Source organism: Novosphingobium cyanobacteriorum (genome assembly GCF_029436685.1).
Lineage (GTDB): Bacteria > Pseudomonadota > Alphaproteobacteria > Sphingomonadales > Sphingomonadaceae > Novosphingobium > Novosphingobium cyanobacteriorum.
The window spans coordinates 126,589-145,381 of the sequence record NZ_JAROCY010000003.1; the positions used below are offsets into that span (position 1 = coordinate 126,589).

Consider the following 18,793-nt stretch of genomic DNA (forward strand, 5'->3'; position numbering starts at 1 on the left):
AATAGTGACTATATTCTGACACCTCGACGCGCCTTGCGACCAAGACCGGGACCATGCGATTCATGCGATTTGAGACGAATGCCATCCGTGCGGCGGCCATGCTGCTGGCGGGATCGAGCCTTGCCGGATGCGCCGGCCAGATGACGCAAGTACAAACCACCCCGGTGCCGACCGCAGCGCCCGCCCCTGCCCCCGCCCCGGCCATCCCGACGGGCACGAGCGCCTTTGCCAAGCCGAGCGCGCTGCCGTTCGAGCTGCCGGACTTCAACGCCTATACCCCGGCGGACTATCAGGCCGGGCACGAGGAAGGCATCGTTATCGCGCGGGCCGAAGTGGCGGCGATCACCGCCAATGCCGAAGCGCCGACCTTTGCCAACACGATCGAGGCGCTGGAGACATCACGCCAGGTGCTGAAGCGGGCGCAGCGCGCGTTCAGCGCGGTTCATGCAGCGGACACCAGCGATGCGCTGGACGCGGTGGAGACCACGACCGCAGCGATGACGGCCGCGTGGGACAGCGAGTTCTACCTGAACGGCGCGCTGTTTGCGCGGATCAAGGCGCTGCACGATGCACGCGCAACGCTGGGCCTGACGCCCGAGCAGGACCGCGTGCTGGAGATGTATTACCAGGACTTCGTGCTGAAGGGCGCGCTGCTGAACCAGGCCGACAAGGCGAAGCTGGCGCAGATCGACACGCAGCTGGCCACGCTTTCCAGCGCATTCGGCCAGAAGCTGACCGCCGCGACCAAGGATGCGGCGGTGGTGGTCGACAACCCCCAGGCGCTGGCCGGGCTTTCCACCGCCGAGATCGCGGCAGCGGCCGAAGCGGCCAAGGCGCGCGGGCTGACCGGCAAGTGGCTGTTGGGCGTGACCAACACCACGGTACAGCCGCAGGCAGACGCGCTGGCCGACCGGGCGCTGCGCGAAAAGGTGTTCATGGCCGGGTGGACCCGCGCCACCAAGGGCGACGCCAACGACACCCGCACGATCACGGCGCAAGTGCTGGCGCTGCGCGCGGAAAAGGCGAAGCTGCTGGGCTATCCCAGCTACGCCGCATGGAACCTGCAGGACCAGATGGCGCGCAGCCCTGACAAGGTGACCGCGTTCCTCGACGCGCTGGATGCACCCACGGCCAAGGCCGTGGCGCGCGATGCGGTGGACATCCGCGCGGCGATCAAGGCCAAGGGTGGCAAGTTCGAGCCGAGGCCGTGGGACTGGAAGCGCTATGCCGAGGATGTGCGCAAGAAGAAGTTCGCCTTCGATTCCAGCGAGGCGAAGCCGTATTTCGAAACGTGGCGCGTGCTGGAGGACGGCGTGTTCCATGCCGCGACCCAGCTTTACGGCATCACCTTCCACCGGCGGGAGGACCTGAAGGGCTGGCGGCCCGAAATGCGCGTGTATGAAGTGCACGAAGAGGATGGCAGCACGCTGGGCCTGTTCCTGATCGACCCGTTCCAGCGCGACACCAAGCAGGGCGGCGCGTGGATGGACACGGTGGTGCCCGGCAGCCCGCTGTTCGGCACCAAGCCGGTGGTCTATAACGTGCTGAACATTGCCCCGCCCGCGCCCGGCCAGCCGGCGCTGGCGACCGACGACGATGTGATCACGCTGTTCCATGAATTCGGCCACGCGCTGCACGGCCTGTTTGCCGCAGGCGGATACCCGCGCGTGGCGAGCACCACCGATGCGCGCGACTTCGTGGAATTCCCTTCGCAGTTCAACGAGCACTGGGCGTTCGAGCCGAGCGTGCTGGCGCATTATGCCAAGCACTGGAAGACCGGCGCGCCGATGCCGCCGGCACTGGCGGCGAAGATCGTGGCGGCGGGCAAGTTCGACAAGGCGTTCGACACCGCGAGCGCGCTTGCGGCGATGCAGCTGGACATGAAAGCGCACGTGCTGGCCCCGGGCCAGACCCCGCAGGACGTGGACGCATTCGAGGCGCAGGCGCTGAAGGAAACCGGCCTGCCGGTGGACATGGTGCCGACGCGCTATCGCGTGACCAGCTTCCGCCATGTGTTCGGCGGCGGATATGCGGCGGGTTATTATGCCTATGAATGGACCAAGATGCTGGAGGCGGACGCCTATCAGTGGTTCTTGGAGCATGGCGGCATGACCCGCGCCAACGGCCAGCGTTTCCGCGAGCTGGTGCTGGCCAAGGGCGATCGCGAGCCGCTGGACCAGGTGTGGCTGAAATTCCGCGGGCGCGAGCCGCAGGTGGGGCCGATGCTGGAGCAGCTGGGGCTGGACAGGTAGGTTAGGAAACAAGCCCACCCCCGCCCCCTCCCGCAAGCGGGAGGGGAGAATATACGCCAGCCCCCTACCGCTTGCGGGAGGGGCGCGAGACTTGGTGAGCCGGAGGCGAACCTAGTCGCAGCGGGGTGAGCAATTTCGCGCAGGCAGGTTCTCAACAAGCCAGCGCGCGGTGGCCGGGTTCGCCCAGCCATTGCGCCTGGAGGCCCCAGACCTGTTCAATCAGCACGGGATCGAGAACGTCGTCGGGCAGGCCATCGGCCACGACGAAGCCCCGGTCCAGCACGATCACGCGATCTGCGTGGTTCATCGCCTGCGCCAGATCATGCAGGACCAGCACGATACCCTGCCCGCGTTGCGCGAGTGCGCGGAAGCGGTGGAGCAGTGCCTGCTGGTGTGCGAGATCGAGGCTGGCGAGCGGTTCATCAGCCAGGATCCAGCGCGGCGTTCCGGCAAGGACGCGGGCCAGCAATGCGCGGGCGCGTTCGCCTCCGGAAAGCTCTGCAACGGGACGATGGCGCAAGTCATCGAGATCGAGTGCGGCGAGCGCGGCATCGATGGCCTGCGCATCCTGTGCCGGGGCGGTGCGGTGTGGCAGGCGGCCGAGCGCGGCAAGGCTTTCCACGCTGAGGTTCCAGGCGACTTCGCCTGATTGCGGCAGGTAACCGATCGTCTGCGCGCGCACGCTGGCGGGAAGCTGACCGAGCAGGTTGCCATCAAGGCTGACCGGACCGGGCAGCAGGCCGGCGAGCGCGGAAAGCAGCGTGGACTTGCCTGCGCCGTTGGGGCCGAGGATCGCCGTGACTTCTCCGGCCCGCAGCGACAGGCTGACACCATGGAGGCGACCCGGCACGGCAAGGTTCTCTGTTGCCAGTGTCATGCCAGCGTGCTCCGCATGCGCAGCAGCAGGCGCAGGAAGAATGGCGCGCCCATGAGGCTTAGCGCGATGCCGAGGCGCAGCTCGCCCCCGGTGAGCGGGAGCACACGGCACAGGCAATCGGCCAGCAGCAGCAGCAGCGCCCCGGTGAGCGCGCTGGGCACGAGCAGCGCGGAGGGGCGCTGGCTGGTGAACGGGCGGACCATGTGCGGCACCATCAGGCCGACGAAGCCGATGATCCCCGCCACTGCCACGCCCGAACCGACGATGAGCCCGCAGGCCATGACCATCAGCCATTGCAGCCGCACCGGATCGACGCCGAGCGAGCGGGCGGCAGCCTCGCCCAGGGTGAGCGCATCGAGCGCGCGGCCGGCGCGGGCAAGCAGGAGCAGGCCGAGCAGCGTGGGCGGAAGGGCGATCCACACTTCATCCCAACCGCGGTTTTCCAGCGCGCCCATCAGCCAGGTGACGATCTCGCTGAGCGCGAAGGGATTGGGCGAAAGCGAGATGGCGAGGCTGGTGAGCGCGCCCGAGAGGCTGGCGAGCATCATCCCGGCCAGCGTGAACAGCACGACCGAGGCGGCGCGCCCGGCAATGAGCGCGAGCAGCAGCATGCCCAGCGCCGCGCCGGTCAGCGCGAACAGCGGCAGGGCGAAGGGCTGCACCGCATAGCCGGTGTAGAACGACAGCACCGCACCCAGCGCCGCCATCGGCGCGATGCCGAACAGGCCGGGATCGGCCAGCGGGTTGCGCAGATAGCCCTGCATCGCCGCACCACATGCGCCCAGCCCGGCGCCGAGCACCAGCGCCAGCACCGCGCGCGGCAGGCGCAGTTCCATCAGGATGGGGATGGCGTTCTTCACCGGCGGAGCAAAGGGCGCGATCCACACCTGCCCGGCAAGGAGGGAGAGCGGGAGGGCGAGCAGGAGCAGGGTGAGGAGGAGCGGGACCGGGCGTGTCATCGGGCTGCCGCCCATGACGGAACAGGCCCTCCCCCGACCCCTCCCGCAAGCGGGAGGGGTGATAGCTGGTTGCGGACTTCAGCGAGGCGCCTTGTGGCACGGATCAAGGTGGGACCGGCGCAGTAGAGCAGGTTCGGGGCGAAGCGGGCGCGCTGCACGCCTTTCAGCGTGGCGAGCGCGGGGTGGGTGAGCATGCGGTCGGCATCGTGGGCGCCCTCGCCCGCGGCGGTCGTGAAGATCACGCGCGGAGGATCGGCCAGCAGGCGTTCGAGCGGGAGGATATCGGCCTGGCCATAGCCCTTGGCGGCGCTGGCATTGGTGAAGCCGGTGCGGCGCATGAGGTCTGCGATCAGGGTCTGGTCACCCGGAACCATGCCGCCCGATTCCCACATGACCGCAGGGACCGGGACAGAGCCGGGAGCGGGCGAGGCGGCGGCGAGCGCGGCATCGATGCGTGCGATCAGCGCCTCGCCACGTTCGGGATGCCCGGCAAGTGCGGCAAGCTGGCGAACCTGCGAGCGGGCATCGTCGATGGTGTTGGCGGTGCCGACGGTCTCAAGCCGCAGGCCGAGCCGGGCATAAGCCCCGGCGGTGGCGGGCGCGATGAAGCTGCTGTCGATGACGACGTCGGGGTGGAGGGCGACGACCTCCTCGACCGTGCCGCGCGTAATGCGATACCGTCGCGCCTGCTGCGCGGGCATCGAGGCCGAGCGCGGATCGGCGCTGTAGTGCGAGATGGCGAGGACCTGGCCCGGATCGGCGACCTCGGCAAGGATGGCATCGGCGCAGGGGTTCAGACTGACGATGGTGGTATGGGGACGGGGGACCTCCGCCTGCGTTTGAGGAACGCAGGCGGAGAGGAGCATGGCAAGCGTGGGGAATACCACCCCTCGCCGCGGGGTCGTGCGGCGGTCCCCCTTCTTCGGCATGCCGAAGCAGGTCAGATCAGGATCAGTAGCGGACACGGATTCCGCCAAAGGCGGCGCGGCCGGGCACGCCATAGCCGGCGGCGGTCTGCGCGCGGCTGTCGAACAGGTTTTCGACACGGCCGAACACTTCGACCTTTTCCGCCACGGGCAGGCTGGCGCGCAGCGTGGCCATGCTGCCGCCATCGAGACGCGTGGCGTTCGATGCGTTGTCGAAGCTGTCGGACTGGACGCGCATGTCGACCCCGAGGGTGAGGCCGTGGAGCGGCGTTGTCCAGTCAAGCGTGGTGGTCAGCGCGTGGCGCGGGCGACGGGCAAGGTCGTTGCCGTTGTTGGCATCACCAATCGTGAGGTTGCGCGCGCGGGTGTAGGTATAGGCAAAGCGGACCTGCAGCGCCGGGACCGGCGTGAGATCAAGCTCCGCCTCGACGCCTTCGGCACGGGCCTTGCCGATGTTGTCATAAGTGCCGAACGGGCGATTGGTGCAGATGCCGGTGGTGACGCCGAAGCACGAGACATAGGCGATCAGGTTGCGGCTGTCGCGGCGGAAGACGGTGAGCGCGGCGTGGACGGTGGGGATCGTCCATTCAAGGCCGGCGTCATAGCTTCTGGCGCGTTCGGGCACGAGCGCGGCGTTGCCATAGTTCGAGAGCAGCTGGAACAGCGTGGGCGCCTTGAACCCTTCGCCATAGGAGGCGCGCAGGCGCAGGTTGGCGGGCAGCTTCACGCTGCCGTTGGCGCCGAAGGTCCAGGCGTGACCGAAGCGGCTGTGATCGTCATAGCGCAGGCCCGCAGCGAGCGAGGCGGCGTTGCCATACCAGCCGAGCATGGCGTGGCCGGAGGAAAGACGCGCCTTCTGCTCCGCATCGAAGCTGCCCGAATAGCGGGTGCGTTCCGTATCGGTGCCGAAATCGAGCGCGAAGCGGGCCGGCAGTGCAACCCGGCCGGTGAGGTCCGCGCGTTCCGATCGGGCGCGATAGCCATAGGACGGATCAGTGCCGAAGGTGGGATCGTAATAATCGCGCTTGGTGTCTGACAGAGCATAGCCGGCGTCCAGCGTGAGCGCAGCGGTTTCATAATGTGCGCCGAGGCGGCCGGACGCCTGGCGGGTGACCTGGTATTCCGGGGTATCGGCAAAGGTGAAGGTGGGCGCCGGAAAGCCGTCGATGTCGGTCCGGCTATCGGCATAGCGGCCAACGGCGGTGAGCGAGAGCGCGGGCGTGAGGTTCACGCGGCCCCTGCCGCCGACGCGCCACTGGCGGAAGCCGTCCTTTTCCGCGCCATTGGCGGCGGCCGAGGTGAGCCCGTCGGTGCGGTCGTAGCCGCCGTTGAGGGTGAGCGCATAGCCATCGCGCACAAGGCCGGCGTTGCCGTCTGCCGACCAGCTGTTGCCGCTGCCGCCTTCGACCGAGGCGTCCACGCCGTTCAGTTCGCGGCTCTGCACCGCGATGACGCCGCCGATCGCGGCGCTGCCCCAGACGACCGAGTTGGCGCCGCGCAGCACATCGATGCGGCCCACGCCGCCGGCGGTCAGCGTGCCGAAATCGAACCCGCCCGAAGGGGCCGAGACGTCTTCCACGCGGACGCCGTCGATCAGCACGAGGACCTGTTCGGCTTCGGCACCACGCAGGCGCACGCCGGTGAACGATCCCAGGCCGCCGTTGCGGCTGAGCACGAGGCCGGGCACCTGCTGCAGCGCGCGGGTGAGATCGGGGCCCTGCAGGCGATCGAGTTCATCGGCAGTGATCACGGTGATCGGCTGGCCCGTTTGGTCGAGCCGGATCTTGCTGCCGGTGGCGACGACGGTGATCTGGTCTGCCGGCGCGGCCTCTTCCGCCAGCGCGGGGACCGCCATTATCGTGGCCGACATGGCCCACCCCGCTGCGACCAGACGCGCTGCGCGCGCCAGGTCTCGCTCCCCTCCCGAATGCGGGAGGGGCCGGGGGTGGGCAGAATTCGGGTGCGAAATCGAGAACACAAACGATACTCCCGGCCCATGGACGATACTTGCCGTCCATGGCGGGAGCTTCGCGGGGCCAAAGGCACGAAGACTCACCAGCTTGCGCCCGGTACACCCCGCCCGGCCGCGGAACGACCACACACCGGCAGGTTTCCTGGCTCGCCCGGGTCATCGCCCCCCGCCCGCCTTCCCGGCTTTTCGCCAGTGGCATGTGGACGGGGCGCTCTCCGGACACAGTTGCGGGGGCAGCTCCGGTCTTGGTTTTCCGGATTCCCTCTTAGCCCCCTTTCGAGGGCACCGGTGGCGTCGGCGGCGCGGTTAGCGAGGTTTGCACCTTGGGGCAAGAGGGGTTTGGAATGGGGTTCGCGCAGAGAGCGCAGAGGACGCAGAGAAGTGGCAAGAAAGAGCAGAGCGGATGGCGGCTGCGCCGCAGGCTTTCATTTCTCTCTGCGAACTCTGCGCCCTCTGCGCGAACCAGATTTTCTTGCAGCCGCGCACGAACCAATCCGGCACCTTAACCCGATGGCAGGGGGTTGTGCCGTATCGGGACGGGCGGATTTGTGCGGGTGCGGGCGGGCCGGAAGGGGCGTAGCGCAGAAGTGCAGACCTGCACGTGCGCGAGGACAAGGTGCCGCTGGAGATCCAATACAGGCCGGTGATGCTGCCGCCGGGGGCCGTGCCGCCCCCGCGCGAGAGCGTGACCGCGCCCGTGCCGGACAGCGAGCGCCCGCGCGATTTCGAAGCGCGCATCCGCCGTCGCGACATGGTTTCGTTGCGCCGAAAGCTGCAGAAGCCGCAGGCGTGGCGCCAGCGCGCGGGCGGAATCGCCGCGCTGGGCCTGCTGGCGGCATCGCTGGGCGCGATCGGCTGGGGCACGCCGGGTGGCATTGACGCCGCGCGGGCGCAGGGCCGCGCGGCCGGGCTGCAACCGTTCGAGCAGGCGGGCGAGAGCTTTCCCGGTTCTGCGTTCTACTATGTCTCCGCCGATGACAGCGGGCTGCTGACGCCCGAGGAAGCCGCGAAGGCATGGGCGAGCGTTGCGCGGCGCGACGACGAGGAAAGACCCGCTGGGGACCTGATCGGACCTTCGGCCCGCCCGCTGATGGCGCGTGGCAGCGGCGAGGACCAGTGGCGGGCGCTGCAGTGCCTGACCGCCGCGATCTATTACGAAGCGGCGAGCGAGCCCGATCCGGGCCAGCGCGCGGTGGCGCAGGTGGTGCTGAACCGGGTGAGCCATCCGGCCTACCCGAAGACGGTGTGCGGCGTGGTCTATCAGGGCAGCGAGCGGCCCGGCTGCCAGTTCAGCTTTGCCTGCGACGGATCGCTGGCGCGGCGGCCGGTGCGCCAGTTCTGGGACCGCGCCCGGCGCGTGGCCGCCGATGCGCTGGCCGGATATGTGTTCGCGCCGGTGGGCCTGGCCACGCATTACCACACCAGTGCAGTGCATCCTTATTGGGCGGACAGCCTTAGCTTCATCGGCACGATCGGCGCGCACCGCTTCTATCGCTGGGGCGGCGCGGCGGGACGGCCTGCCGCGTTCACGCAGGTCTATGCCGGAGGCGAGCCGATCGCCGCGCCGCACCCGCGCACCTGGACGCCGACGCCGGCCGATGTGGCCGATCCGGTGCAGCTGGAAAAGGCGTTCGAATCCGGCCGGCTCGAGGCGCTGCGCACCAGCGCGGCGGCACCGGCCACTGCTTCGTTCGGGCAGGCGCCCCTGCCCCACGCGACGGCTCCCGCTTTCTCTTCCGAAGTGCAGGAACGGGGTGGCGATGCGGTGTACAAGGCAGGCGGATTGCCGGGCGGAAGCACGGTGAATCCCGCGTACGAGAACGCGGGCAAGTGGATCGCGCAGCCGGGTGCGTGATTTAACCTTCTGGTAAAATACCCTTATTTTCTTCTTTACCCTAACGGCACACGTGACGTTCACACGCCTGACATAGAAGGGGCTGGCACGGAGCGCGCCGAGGCGCACCCATGCCAACACGGAGAAATCGCCCCGATGGTACGTTTTGCCCCCCGCTATGGCCGGATCTCGCCCTGTCTGGTGCAGCCGCCACAGGTGCGGTACGGGCTGGCCAAGCGGCGCGCGGCAAATGACAACGTGGTGGCGCGCCGGCCGGGGCACTGGGCCAGCGACGATGCAACCCTTGCCGCCGCGCTGCGCTATTTCGCGGAACACGGATTTGCCGCCGCCGAGCGCGCCGGACAGGAGGCGGAATCCGCCCGCGCATCGGGCGATCTCGACAAGGCGCGGCATTGGATGGGCGTGTGCCGCACGCTTGACCGGGGCGTGGCCCTGCGGCTTCAGCGCGGACGCTGAGCGCGCGGGACTTGCCCCGCCAGCCCATGCTTGCCAAACGACGCTCGACAGCCGTGGCCAGCACGGGTGGAGAGCGGCAGAAGAGTGACAAGGGTTCTTCCAGTCCCCTTAATGCTATTGCGAACTGTTATCGAAAAAAGGCGGAAATAGGCGGTTTTTCCAGCTTGCCATCCCCGCCAGAGGGGCCTAGGGCGCGCCCAACCGCCCGGTTTCCTTCCCGTCATGCGGGACGCGTGAGGGGCCATCGTGCGGTGGCTTGAACTCTTGTCCCGCGGATTACGGGAAAGGACCGTAAAGCATGGCTCGCAAGAAGATCGCGCTGATCGGCGCCGGCAACATTGGTGGTACGCTGGCCCACCTCGCCGCCCAGAAGGAACTGGGCGACATCGTGCTGTTCGACGTCGTGGAAGGCGTACCCCAGGGCAAGGCGCTCGACCTGTCGCAGTGCGGCCCGGTGGAAGGCTTTGACGCCAAGATCATCGGCACCAACGATTACAAGGACATCGCAGGCGCGGACGTGATCATCGTCACCGCCGGCGTGGCGCGCAAGCCCGGCATGAGCCGTGACGACCTGCTTGGCATCAACCTGAAGGTGATGAAGGCGGTTGGCGAAGGCATCCGCGACAACGCGCCAGACGCCTTCGTGATCTGCATCACTAACCCGCTCGACGCGATGGTCTGGGCGCTGCGCGAATTCTCCGGCCTGCCGACCAACAAGGTCGTCGGCATGGCAGGCGTGCTCGACTCGGCGCGCTTCAGCACCTTCCTCGCCTGGGAATTCGGCGTTTCGGTGCGCGACGTGAACTCGTTCGTGCTCGGCGGCCATGGCGACACCATGGTGCCGGTGGTCGAATATTCGACCGTCGCGGGCATCCCGGTGACCGACCTGGTCAAGATGGGCCTGTCCACCGCCGAAAAGATCGACGCGATCGTGCAGCGCACCCGTTCGGGCGGCGGCGAGATCGTCGGCCTGCTCAAGACCGGTTCGGCGTTCTATGCCCCGGCCGCCTCGGGCATCGCCATGGCCGAAGCCTACCTCAACGACCAGAAGCGCATCCTGCCTTGCGCCGCCTATGTCGACAGCGCCTATGGCGTTGACGGCCTCTATGTCGGCGTGCCGGTGATGATCGGCGCCGGTGGCGTGGAAAAGGTGATCGAAATCGCGCTGGACGACACCGCGAAGGCGAACCTGCAGGTCTCGGTCGACGCCGTGAAGGAACTGCTGGTTGCCTGCAAGGGCATCGATCCCTCGCTGGCCTGATGCCGTAGAAGCACCGGGCGGCGCGCATGGTCGTGCCGCCCGGGCGCTCCGGCTTTCTACCTACCCGCTGCGAAGCGGGGCATTGCAGGTTCATCGTTAAAGCCGCGCATGCGTGCGCCGGCGATGGTTGACGAATTATCGCGGGAACGTTTGCCGGCCCGCAACAGTACCAACCGCCATCGCGCCACGGCGCGGGCGATATATTTTCCGGGAGCCCCACCCCTCCCCTGGGGCGACAGGAGTTTGATGGCCATGGGTCAGGAAATGCACGAGTTCGAGATCGATCCGACGCAGGACGCGCCGCAGCAGGGCCCTTCGTGGGCCAGCAAGCGGTGGCCGATCATGGACGCGGCGGCGGGCGACGACCTGACCCGCGCGCTCGACCCGATGGCGCTGAAGCTGGAAATCGCCAAGGCTGCGAAGAAGCCCGGCGCGCCCGCACTGGATGAAGCGGCGCTGGAAGCGGCGGCGATGGATTCGATCCGCGCCATGCTGATCGTGCGCACCTATCGCGTGCGCGGGCATCTGGCCGCCGATCTCGACCCGCTGGGCCTTTCGAAGCAGGACCTGCCGGCCGACCTTTCGCCCGAATACCACGGGTTCCTGGCCGGTGACCTGAACCGCAAGGTGTTCATGGGCGGCGTGCTGGGCCTGCAATGGGCCACGATGAACGAGGTCGTGGCGATCCTGCGCAAGAACTATTGCGGCAAGGTCGGCTTCGAATACATGCACATCTCCGACGTGGAGGAGCGCAAGTTCATCCAGGACCGCATCGAGGGCGGCGACAAGAACATCGACTTCACCCCCAACGGCAAGAAGGCGATCCTTGCCGCCGTGGTGCGCGGCGAACAGTACGAGAAGTTCCTCGGCAAGAAGTACGTCGGCACCAAGCGGTTCGGCCTGGATGGCGGTGAATCGATGATCCCCGCGCTGGAAGCGGTGATCAAGTATGGCGGCCAGAAGGGCGTGCGCGAGATCATCTATGGCATGGCCCACCGTGGCCGCCTGAACGTGCTCGCCAACGTGCTGGCCAAGCCGTACCGCGTGATCTTCCACGAATTTTCGGGCGGCACCGCAAACCCCGAGGACGTGGGCGGTTCGGGCGACGTGAAGTATCACCTGGGCACCAGCACCGATCGCGAATTCGACGGCATCAAGGTGCACATGAGCCTGCAGCCCAACCCCAGCCACCTCGAAACGGTGGACCCGGTGGTGCTGGGCAAGGCGCGCGCGCAGCAGGTTTTCCGCGACGATATCGGCCCCGGCAAGCACAAGCAGGTGCTGCCCATCCTGATTCACGGCGACGCGGCCTTTGCCGGCCAGGGCATCGTGTGGGAATGCTTCGGCTTTTCCGGCGTGAAGGGCTACAACACCGGCGGTTGCATCCACTTTGTGATCAACAACCAGATCGGCTTCACCACATCGCCCCAGTTCAGCCGCGGCTCCCCATACCCATCAGACGTGGCCAAGGGCGTGCAGGCGCCGATCATCCACGTGAACGGCGACGATCCGGAAGCGGTGACCTTTGCCTGCAAGCTGGCGATCGATTACCGCCAGCAGTTCGGTCGCGATATCGTGGTGGACATGTGGTGCTATCGCCGCTTTGGCCACAACGAAGGCGACGAGCCAGGCTTTACCCAGCCGCTGATGTATCAGCGCATCCGCCAGCATCCCGGAGTTTCGACGCTCTATGCAGAGCGGCTGGTGCAGCAGGGCGTGATCGACAAGGATTACAAGGGCGAGGTGGAGGACCACTTCGTCGCCACGCTGGAAACCGAGTTCGAAGCGGCCAAGAGCTACAAGGCGAACGAGGCCGACTGGTTCGGCGGGCGCTGGAGCGGGCTGAACAAGCCGGCTGACCCGGTGACCGCACGGCGCAACGTGCCCACCGGCATCGACCAGAAGCTGTTCGACAGCCTGGGCCGTGTGCTGACCACGGTGCCCGAGGGACTGACCATCCACAAGACGCTGGGCCGCGTGCTTGACGCCAAGCGCGAGATGTTCTCCAGCGGCGCGGGCTTCGACTGGGCGACCGGCGAGGCACTCGCCTATGGCAGCCTGGTGACCGAAGGCTTCAACGTGCGCCTTTCGGGGCAGGACAGCGGCCGCGGCACCTTCAGCCAGCGCCATTCGGTGTGGGTGGACCAGACCGACGAACACAAGTACATCCCGCTCACCACCCTGCCCCACGGCCGGTTCGAGGTGCATGACAGCCCGCTTTCCGAATACGGCGTGCTGGGCTTCGAATACGGCTATGCCAGCGCCGATCCCAAGACGCTGGTGCTGTGGGAAGCGCAGTTCGGCGATTTCGCCAACGGCGCGCAGATCATGATCGACCAGTACATTGCCGCGTCGGAAGCCAAGTGGCTGCGCGCCAATGGCCTCGTCATGCTTTTGCCGCACGGCTATGAAGGACAGGGTCCGGAGCACTCCTCCGCCCGCCTGGAACGCTACCTGCAGCTCTGCGCCGAAGACAACATCCAGGTGTGCAACATCACCACGCCGGCCAACTACTTCCACGTGTTGCGCCGCCAGATGCACCGGCCTTTCCGCAAGCCGCTGATCATCATGACGCCCAAGAGCCTGCTGCGCCACCCGTTGGCAAAGTCGGTCGCCAGCGACTTTGTGGGCGACGGGCACTTCATGCGCATCCTGAGCGACACCAACGGCGCGCAGGACCAGGACACCCGCAAGGTCATCCTGTGCAGCGGCAAGGTGGCGTATGACCTGATCGAGGCGCGCGATGCCGCCGGCATCACCGACACGCAGATCATCCGCCTTGAACAGCTCTACCCCTTCCCCGGCGAGCCGCTGGCCCTGCGTCTGGCCCGCATGGTCAACCTTGAAGAAGTGGTGTGGTGCCAGGAAGAGCCCAAGAACAACGGTTCCTGGTTCTTCGTGGAGCCGCTGATCGAGGAATCGCTGAAGGCCGCGAAGAGCAAGGTGGGCCGCGCCCGCTATGCCGGCCGCGCCGCAGCCGCCTCGCCCGCCACGGGCCTTGCCAAGCGGCACGCCGCCGAGCAGGCCGCGCTGGTGGCCGATGCCCTGTCCCTTTCCGTGCGTGGCGAAATCCGCCGCAAGAAGAAGGGCTGAGGCAGCGCCTTAGCCCACACGGCAACCCAATCTCCCCAAGGAAGACCAACCCATGTCCATCGAAGTCAAGGTTCCGACGCTGGGTGAAAGCGTGAGCGAAGCGACCGTCGGCCAGTGGCTGAAGAAGCCGGGTGACGCGGTGAAGCTGGACGAGCCGATCGTCAGCCTGGAGACCGACAAGGTCGCCGTTGACGTGCCCGCCCCCGCCGCCGGCGTGCTGGGCCAGCTGATGGTCAACGAAGGCGACACGGTGAACGTGGGCGCGCTGATCGCGGTTATCGAGGACGGCGTGGTCGTGGCCGGCGCGCAGGAGCCCGCGCCCCGCACCGAGGCTGCCCCTGCCCCCGCTGCGGCCCCCGCGCCCGCGCCCGCGCCCGCTGCCGAAGCCGGTGACCCGGCCGTCCTCTCGCCCGCCGTGCGCCGCGCGGTGCTGGAATACGGCATCGATCCTTCGACCGTGAAGGGTACCGGCAAGGACGGCCGCCTGACCAAGGAAGACGTGATGGCTGCGGCGCAGGCCAAGGCCGCCAACCCCGCGCCTGCCGCCGTGGCTGCCGCTCCGGCTGCCGCCGCCGCGCCCGTGGCCGGCCGCAACGAAGAGCGCGTGAAGATGACGCGCCTGCGCCAGACCATCGCCAAGCGGCTGAAGAGCGCGCAGGAAACCGCCGCGCTGCTGACCACGTTCAACGACGTGGACATGAGCGCGGTGATGGAAGCGCGCAACAAGTACAAGGACGTGTTCGAGAAGAAGCACGGCGTGAAGCTGGGCCTCATGAGCTTCTTCGCCAAGGCATCGGTGCTGGCGCTGAAGGACATTCCCGCCGTCAACGCGCAGATGCAGGGCGATGAGATCGTCTACTTCGACTACGTCGACATCTCGGTCGCCGTCTCGGCCCCCAATGGCCTCGTTGTGCCGGTGGTGCGCGATGTCGACAAGATGAGCTTTGCCGATATCGAAAAGGCCATCGCCAACTATGGCAAGGCCGCGCGCGACGGCACGCTGACCATGGCCGACATGGCCGGCGGCACCTTCACCATCAGCAACGGCGGCGTGTTCGGCGGGCTGATGTCCACCCCGATCATCAACCCGCCGCAGTCGGCGGTGCTGGGCCTGCACCGCATCGAGGACCGCCCGGTCGTCCGCAATGGCGAGATCGTGGTGCGCCCGATGATGTACATCGCGCTCAGCTACGACCATCGCATCATTGACGGTCGCGAGGCGGTGACGGCACTGAAGACGATCAAGGAAGCGATCGAGGATCCGACCCGCCTGCTGATCGATCTTTGACATTGCATCCTCCCCTGAAAGGGGAGGGGGACCGCCGCAGGCGGTGGTGGGGCAAGGCTTGGCGCGGCGCCAACCCCATTACCCCTCCGTCAGCCCTGCGGGCTGCCACCTCCCTTTCAGGGGAGGATCTGAAGGAGCCAAACAATGGCTGAATACGATTACGACGTCCTTGTCATCGGTGCCGGACCCGGCGGCTATGTCGCGGCGATCCGCGCGGCGCAGCTGGGGCTGAAGGTGGCCTGCGCCGAAGGGCGCGAGACGCTGGGCGGCACGTGCCTCAACGTCGGGTGCATTCCTTCCAAGGCGCTGCTGCACGGGTCAGAAAAGTTCGACGAGGCGGTGAACGGCACTTTCGCCCACTATGGCATCAAGACAGGCCCGGTCGAGCTCGACCTTGGCGCGATGCAGGCGCAGAAGCTGGATTCGGTGAAGAGCCTGACCGGCGGCATCGAGTTCCTGTTCAAGAAGAACAAGGTCACCTGGCTGAAGGGCTATGCCAGCTTCAAGGACGCGCACAGCGTGGACGTGGCTGGCCAGACCGTGACCGCCAGGAACGTGGTGATCGCCACGGGTTCCAGCGTCACCCCCCTGCCCGGCGTGCCGGTCGATAACGACGCCGGCGTGATCGTGGACAGCACCGGCGCGCTGGCGCTGGATCGTGTGCCTGCCAACATGGTCGTGATCGGCGGCGGCGTGATCGGGCTGGAGCTCGGCTCGGTGTGGCGCCGCCTCGGCGCGAAGGTCACCGTGGTGGAATTCCTCGACCAACTGCTGCCCGGCATGGACGGCGACGTGCGCAAGGAAGCCGCCAAGATCTTCAAGAAGCAGGGCATGGAGCTGAAGCTTTCCACCAAGGTCACCGGCGCGGTGGTCAAGGATGGGAAGGCGACGCTGACGCTTGAACCCGCAGCCGGCGGTGCGGCGGAAACGCTGGAAGCCGATTGCGTGCTGGTGGCCATCGGCCGCCGCCCGAACGTCGATGGCCTCGGCCTCGACAAGATCGGCCTCGCGCTGAACAAGCGCGGCCAGATCGAGACCGACCACGATTTCGCCACCACGGTTCCGGGCGTGTGGGCCATCGGCGACGTGATCCCCGGCCCGATGCTGGCGCACAAGGCCGAGGACGAAGGCATCGCCGTGGCCGAGAACATCGCCGGACTGACCGGCATCGTGAATCACGATGTGATCCCCGGCGTGGTCTATACCTTCCCCGAATTCGCGGGCGTGGGCCTGACCGAGGAAGCGGCGAAGGAAAAGGGCGACATCAAGGTCGGCAAGTTCCCGATGCTGGCCAATAGCCGTGCCAAGACCAACCACGAGCCCGACGGCTTCGTGAAGATCATCTCCGACGCCAAGACCGACCGCGTGCTGGGCGTATGGGCCATTGCCAGCGTGGCGGGTACGATGATCGCACAGGCGGCACAGGCCATGGAATTTGGGGCGACAAGCGAGGACATCGCCTATACCTGTCACGCACACCCGACTCATTCGGAAGCGATCAAGGAAGCGGCCATGGCCGTGACCGGCAAGCCGATTCACATGTGATTCCAAGTTACATTCCATTGTCCGCCATCCACGGACCGGAATGGGGCCGCTCGGGAAACCGGGCGGCCTTTTTGGTTTTGCGCCAAGACGCGAAGAAGAAAGACAATATCTTCGCGTCTTCGCGTCCTTGCGCGAAATTCTAAGCCACCTTGCCCCGTGGCACATGCACTTCGAGGAACTGGCGCGGGGTGCTTGGCGCTTCGGCTCTGCCCAGCTTCGCCAGCGTGCGCGGAGGCACGCGGTGGCGGGTGACGAGGCCGCCCGCGCCATCGGACACCAGCGGCGTTTCGAACTCTACCCCGATCGAGGCATCGGCGCTGCGCACCACGGTGGCGACGGCCAGTTGCCCCGCCCCCATGTCCAGCACCAGCCCCACCCCTTCGGGCACGCCCACCAGCCCGTCCACCCGCGCGCCGGTGGCGGAAAGATCGCGCAGCAGCGCATCATAGCGGTGGTCTTCGTGAATCACGCCGATCCGGCGGAACACGGATCGGCGCTCTGGCCGGTGCCGATCTGGCCCTGAAGGTTCGATGCGGAAGCTTTCATCCTGCAGGCGCAGCAGGATCGTGTCCTGGTCCAGCGGCGGCGAGAACAGGAAGCCCTGCACGAAGCGGGCACCGCGCGCGCAGACCACTTTCAGCTGGTCGAACGCCTCGACCCCCTCCACCGTGGTCTCCATGCCCAGCGCATCGGCCAGGCCGATGATCGCGGCGATGATCTTCTCGCTGTTCTGGTTCTTGACGGTGGCGGTCTCGACAAAGCTGCGGTCCACCTTCAACCGGTCAAACGGAGCCGAACGCAGGTATCCCAGCGAGGAATAGCCCGTGCCGAAATCGTCGAGCGCCAGCCGCACGCCCAGCGCCTTCAGCTCGGCAAACACCGCTTCCACCGCCTCGTCATCGCCGGCGAAGATGGCTTCGGTCAGCTCCAGCTCCAGCCGTTCGGGCGCAAGGCCGGTTTCGGCCAGAACATCGGCCACCATCGCGGCAAAACCCGGCCGGCCGAACTGCACGGCCGAAACGTTCACCCCCACCCGCACGAAGGCGGGCCACAGCGCGGCATCGGCGCAGGCGCGGCGCAGGCCCCATGCGCCCAGCCGCTCGATCAGGCCGGTTTCCTCGGCAATGGGGATGAACAGGTCGGGATCCAGCGCGCCGCGATGCGGATGGTCCCAGCGCATCAGCGCCTCGAAACCCACCACCACGTTGTCAGCCGTGCGCACCACCGGCTGATACTGCATCCCCAGCGCAGGATCGCCGGCTTCGGCGGCGGCGAGCGCGGTGGCGAGATCGGCCTCGATCAGCGCGCGCTCCTCCTTCTCGTCGCGCAGGTCCGCGCTGTAGAAGCGGAAGGCGCCGCGCCCGCCGTTCTTGGCGGCATAGAGCGCAAGATCGGCCGCGTGGACCAGCGCATCGCGCTCCTGCGCGTCGAACGGGGCCACCGCAACGCCCACCGATGTGCCGACGCTCGCCTGCTTGCCATCGATGGCATAGGGCTGCGAGACGACGGCGATGATCTTCTGCGCCAGTTCGCCCAGCTTGCCCCGGTCATCCAGATCGGGCAGCAGCACCTGGAACTCGTCACCGCCCAGCCGCGCCACTTCGCCGCGCGCACCGATCAGCCCGGTCAGCCGCTGCGCCACCTGCCGCAGCAGTTCGTCACCCGCGTTGTGGCCCAGCGTATCGTTCACCAGCTTGAACCGGTCGAGATCGAGCATCATCAGCGCCGCGGGGCGGCCAGAGGGCATGTAGGCCGCCAGCACCTGGTCGATCCGCCGGGTCATGCGGTGGCGGTTGGCCAGGCCGGTCAGCGCGTCAAACTCCGCCGCGCGGGAATCCTCGCGCCTGCGGGTGTAATCGGCGGTCACATCGCGCGCCACGCCGCGATGGCCGTGGAACGTGCCCGACGGATCGAGCACCGGCGCGGCCGAGACTGACCACCACGCGGGCCGCGCATCGGCGGGGCTACGTGCATGGGCAAGGCGCAGCACCAGATCGGCAATGCGGCTGCGCCCGCTCATCTGGAAGGCCAGCGGCCGATCGGACCGTTCGCCTGCGGCCTCTGCATCAATTTCGAATACCGTGGCAAAGGCCTGGCCCACCAGTGTTGCCGGGGCCACGCCCATGCGGGCGCAGGCAGGTGCGGAGATATAGGTGATCAGGCCCTGCGCATCGGTGGAAAAGAACCAGCATTCCGCGGTTTCCAGCGTCGCCAGCAGATCGGCCGGGGCATCTGGCACGGGGGTGCTGCCGGGCGTGCCAGCCTCGCTTCCCCATCCCTTCAACAACCTGCGCATGGGTCCATCGGTC

At 67.4% G+C, this 18,793-nt stretch carries 12 protein-coding genes and 1 riboswitch; of the genes, 7 read left to right on the top strand and 5 right to left on the bottom strand.

Translation table 11 applies throughout. From position 1 onward, the window contains the following. Window positions 1-62 precede the first annotated feature (62 nt). Entirely contained in the window at window positions 63-2,252 is a 2,190-nt protein-coding gene (locus tag POM99_RS03860) for a M3 family metallopeptidase (RefSeq protein ID WP_277275488.1), read from the top strand. A 151-nt stretch (window positions 2,253-2,403) separates the two neighbouring features. Here POM99_RS03860 and POM99_RS03865 read toward each other — a convergent pair whose 3' ends face one another. Genes POM99_RS03865 through POM99_RS03880 form a run of 4 tightly spaced genes read right to left on the bottom strand, consistent with a single transcriptional unit; the run spans window position 2,404 to window position 6,884 of the window. Continuing rightward, window positions 2,404-3,129, bottom strand: a complete 726-nt coding sequence (locus tag POM99_RS03865; protein WP_277275489.1) for an ABC transporter ATP-binding protein — start codon at window positions 3,127-3,129, stop codon at window positions 2,404-2,406. Beyond that, the gene (locus POM99_RS03870) at window positions 3,126-4,088 is read right to left on the bottom strand and encodes a FecCD family ABC transporter permease (protein WP_277275490.1); all 963 of its coding nucleotides are present in this window, start codon (window positions 4,086-4,088) and stop codon (window positions 3,126-3,128) included. Before POM99_RS03870 ends, POM99_RS03865 begins: the two co-directional genes overlap by 4 nt. Then, window positions 4,085-5,053 (bottom strand): ABC transporter substrate-binding protein, encoded by a 969-nt coding sequence (locus tag POM99_RS03875; protein WP_277275491.1) that lies wholly within the window; start codon window positions 5,051-5,053, stop codon window positions 4,085-4,087. Before POM99_RS03875 ends, POM99_RS03870 begins: the two co-directional genes overlap by 4 nt. Further along, the gene (locus tag POM99_RS03880) at window positions 5,040-6,884 is read right to left on the bottom strand and encodes a TonB-dependent receptor plug domain-containing protein (protein ID WP_277275492.1); all 1,845 of its coding nucleotides are present in this window, start codon (window positions 6,882-6,884) and stop codon (window positions 5,040-5,042) included. The genes POM99_RS03875 and POM99_RS03880 overlap by 14 nt, the downstream gene beginning before the upstream one ends. A 218-nt stretch (window positions 6,885-7,102) precedes the next feature. Continuing rightward, window positions 7,103-7,291: riboswitch (cobalamin riboswitch) on the bottom strand. 296 nt (window positions 7,292-7,587) lie between these two features. On the opposite strand from POM99_RS03880, the gene POM99_RS03885 reads away from it, so the two are divergent. The 6 genes from POM99_RS03885 (at window position 7,588) to lpdA (ending at window position 16,484) form a co-directional block, all read left to right on the top strand. Continuing rightward, window positions 7,588-8,841, top strand: a complete 1,254-nt coding sequence (locus POM99_RS03885) for a cell wall hydrolase (protein WP_277275493.1) — start codon at window positions 7,588-7,590, stop codon at window positions 8,839-8,841. Between the two features lie 135 nt (window positions 8,842-8,976). After that, window positions 8,977-9,297, top strand: a complete 321-nt coding sequence (locus tag POM99_RS03890) for a hypothetical protein (protein ID WP_277275494.1) — start codon at window positions 8,977-8,979, stop codon at window positions 9,295-9,297. Between the two features lie 298 nt (window positions 9,298-9,595). Continuing rightward, complete coding sequence (gene mdh / locus POM99_RS03895; protein ID WP_277275495.1) at window positions 9,596-10,558, top strand: malate dehydrogenase; 963 nt, start codon at window positions 9,596-9,598, stop codon at window positions 10,556-10,558. A gap of 252 nt (window positions 10,559-10,810) precedes the next feature. After that, entirely contained in the window at window positions 10,811-13,651 is a 2,841-nt protein-coding gene (locus POM99_RS03900; protein WP_277275699.1) for a 2-oxoglutarate dehydrogenase E1 component, read from the top strand. Between the two features lie 52 nt (window positions 13,652-13,703). Continuing rightward, complete coding sequence (odhB, locus tag POM99_RS03905; RefSeq protein ID WP_277275496.1) at window positions 13,704-14,939, top strand: 2-oxoglutarate dehydrogenase complex dihydrolipoyllysine-residue succinyltransferase; 1,236 nt, start codon at window positions 13,704-13,706, stop codon at window positions 14,937-14,939. A 144-nt stretch (window positions 14,940-15,083) separates the two neighbouring features. Beyond that, complete coding sequence (gene lpdA / locus POM99_RS03910; protein ID WP_277275497.1) at window positions 15,084-16,484, top strand: dihydrolipoyl dehydrogenase; 1,401 nt, start codon at window positions 15,084-15,086, stop codon at window positions 16,482-16,484. Window positions 16,485-16,623: 139 nt separating this feature from the next. Here the strand turns inward: lpdA and POM99_RS03915 are convergent, their stop codons facing one another. After that, window positions 16,624-18,780 carry a putative bifunctional diguanylate cyclase/phosphodiesterase gene (locus POM99_RS03915; protein WP_277275498.1) on the bottom strand — a complete coding sequence of 719 codons (2,157 nt, stop codon included), beginning with the start codon at window positions 18,778-18,780 and terminating at the stop codon, window positions 16,624-16,626. Between the last annotated feature and the right edge of the window lie 13 nt (window positions 18,781-18,793).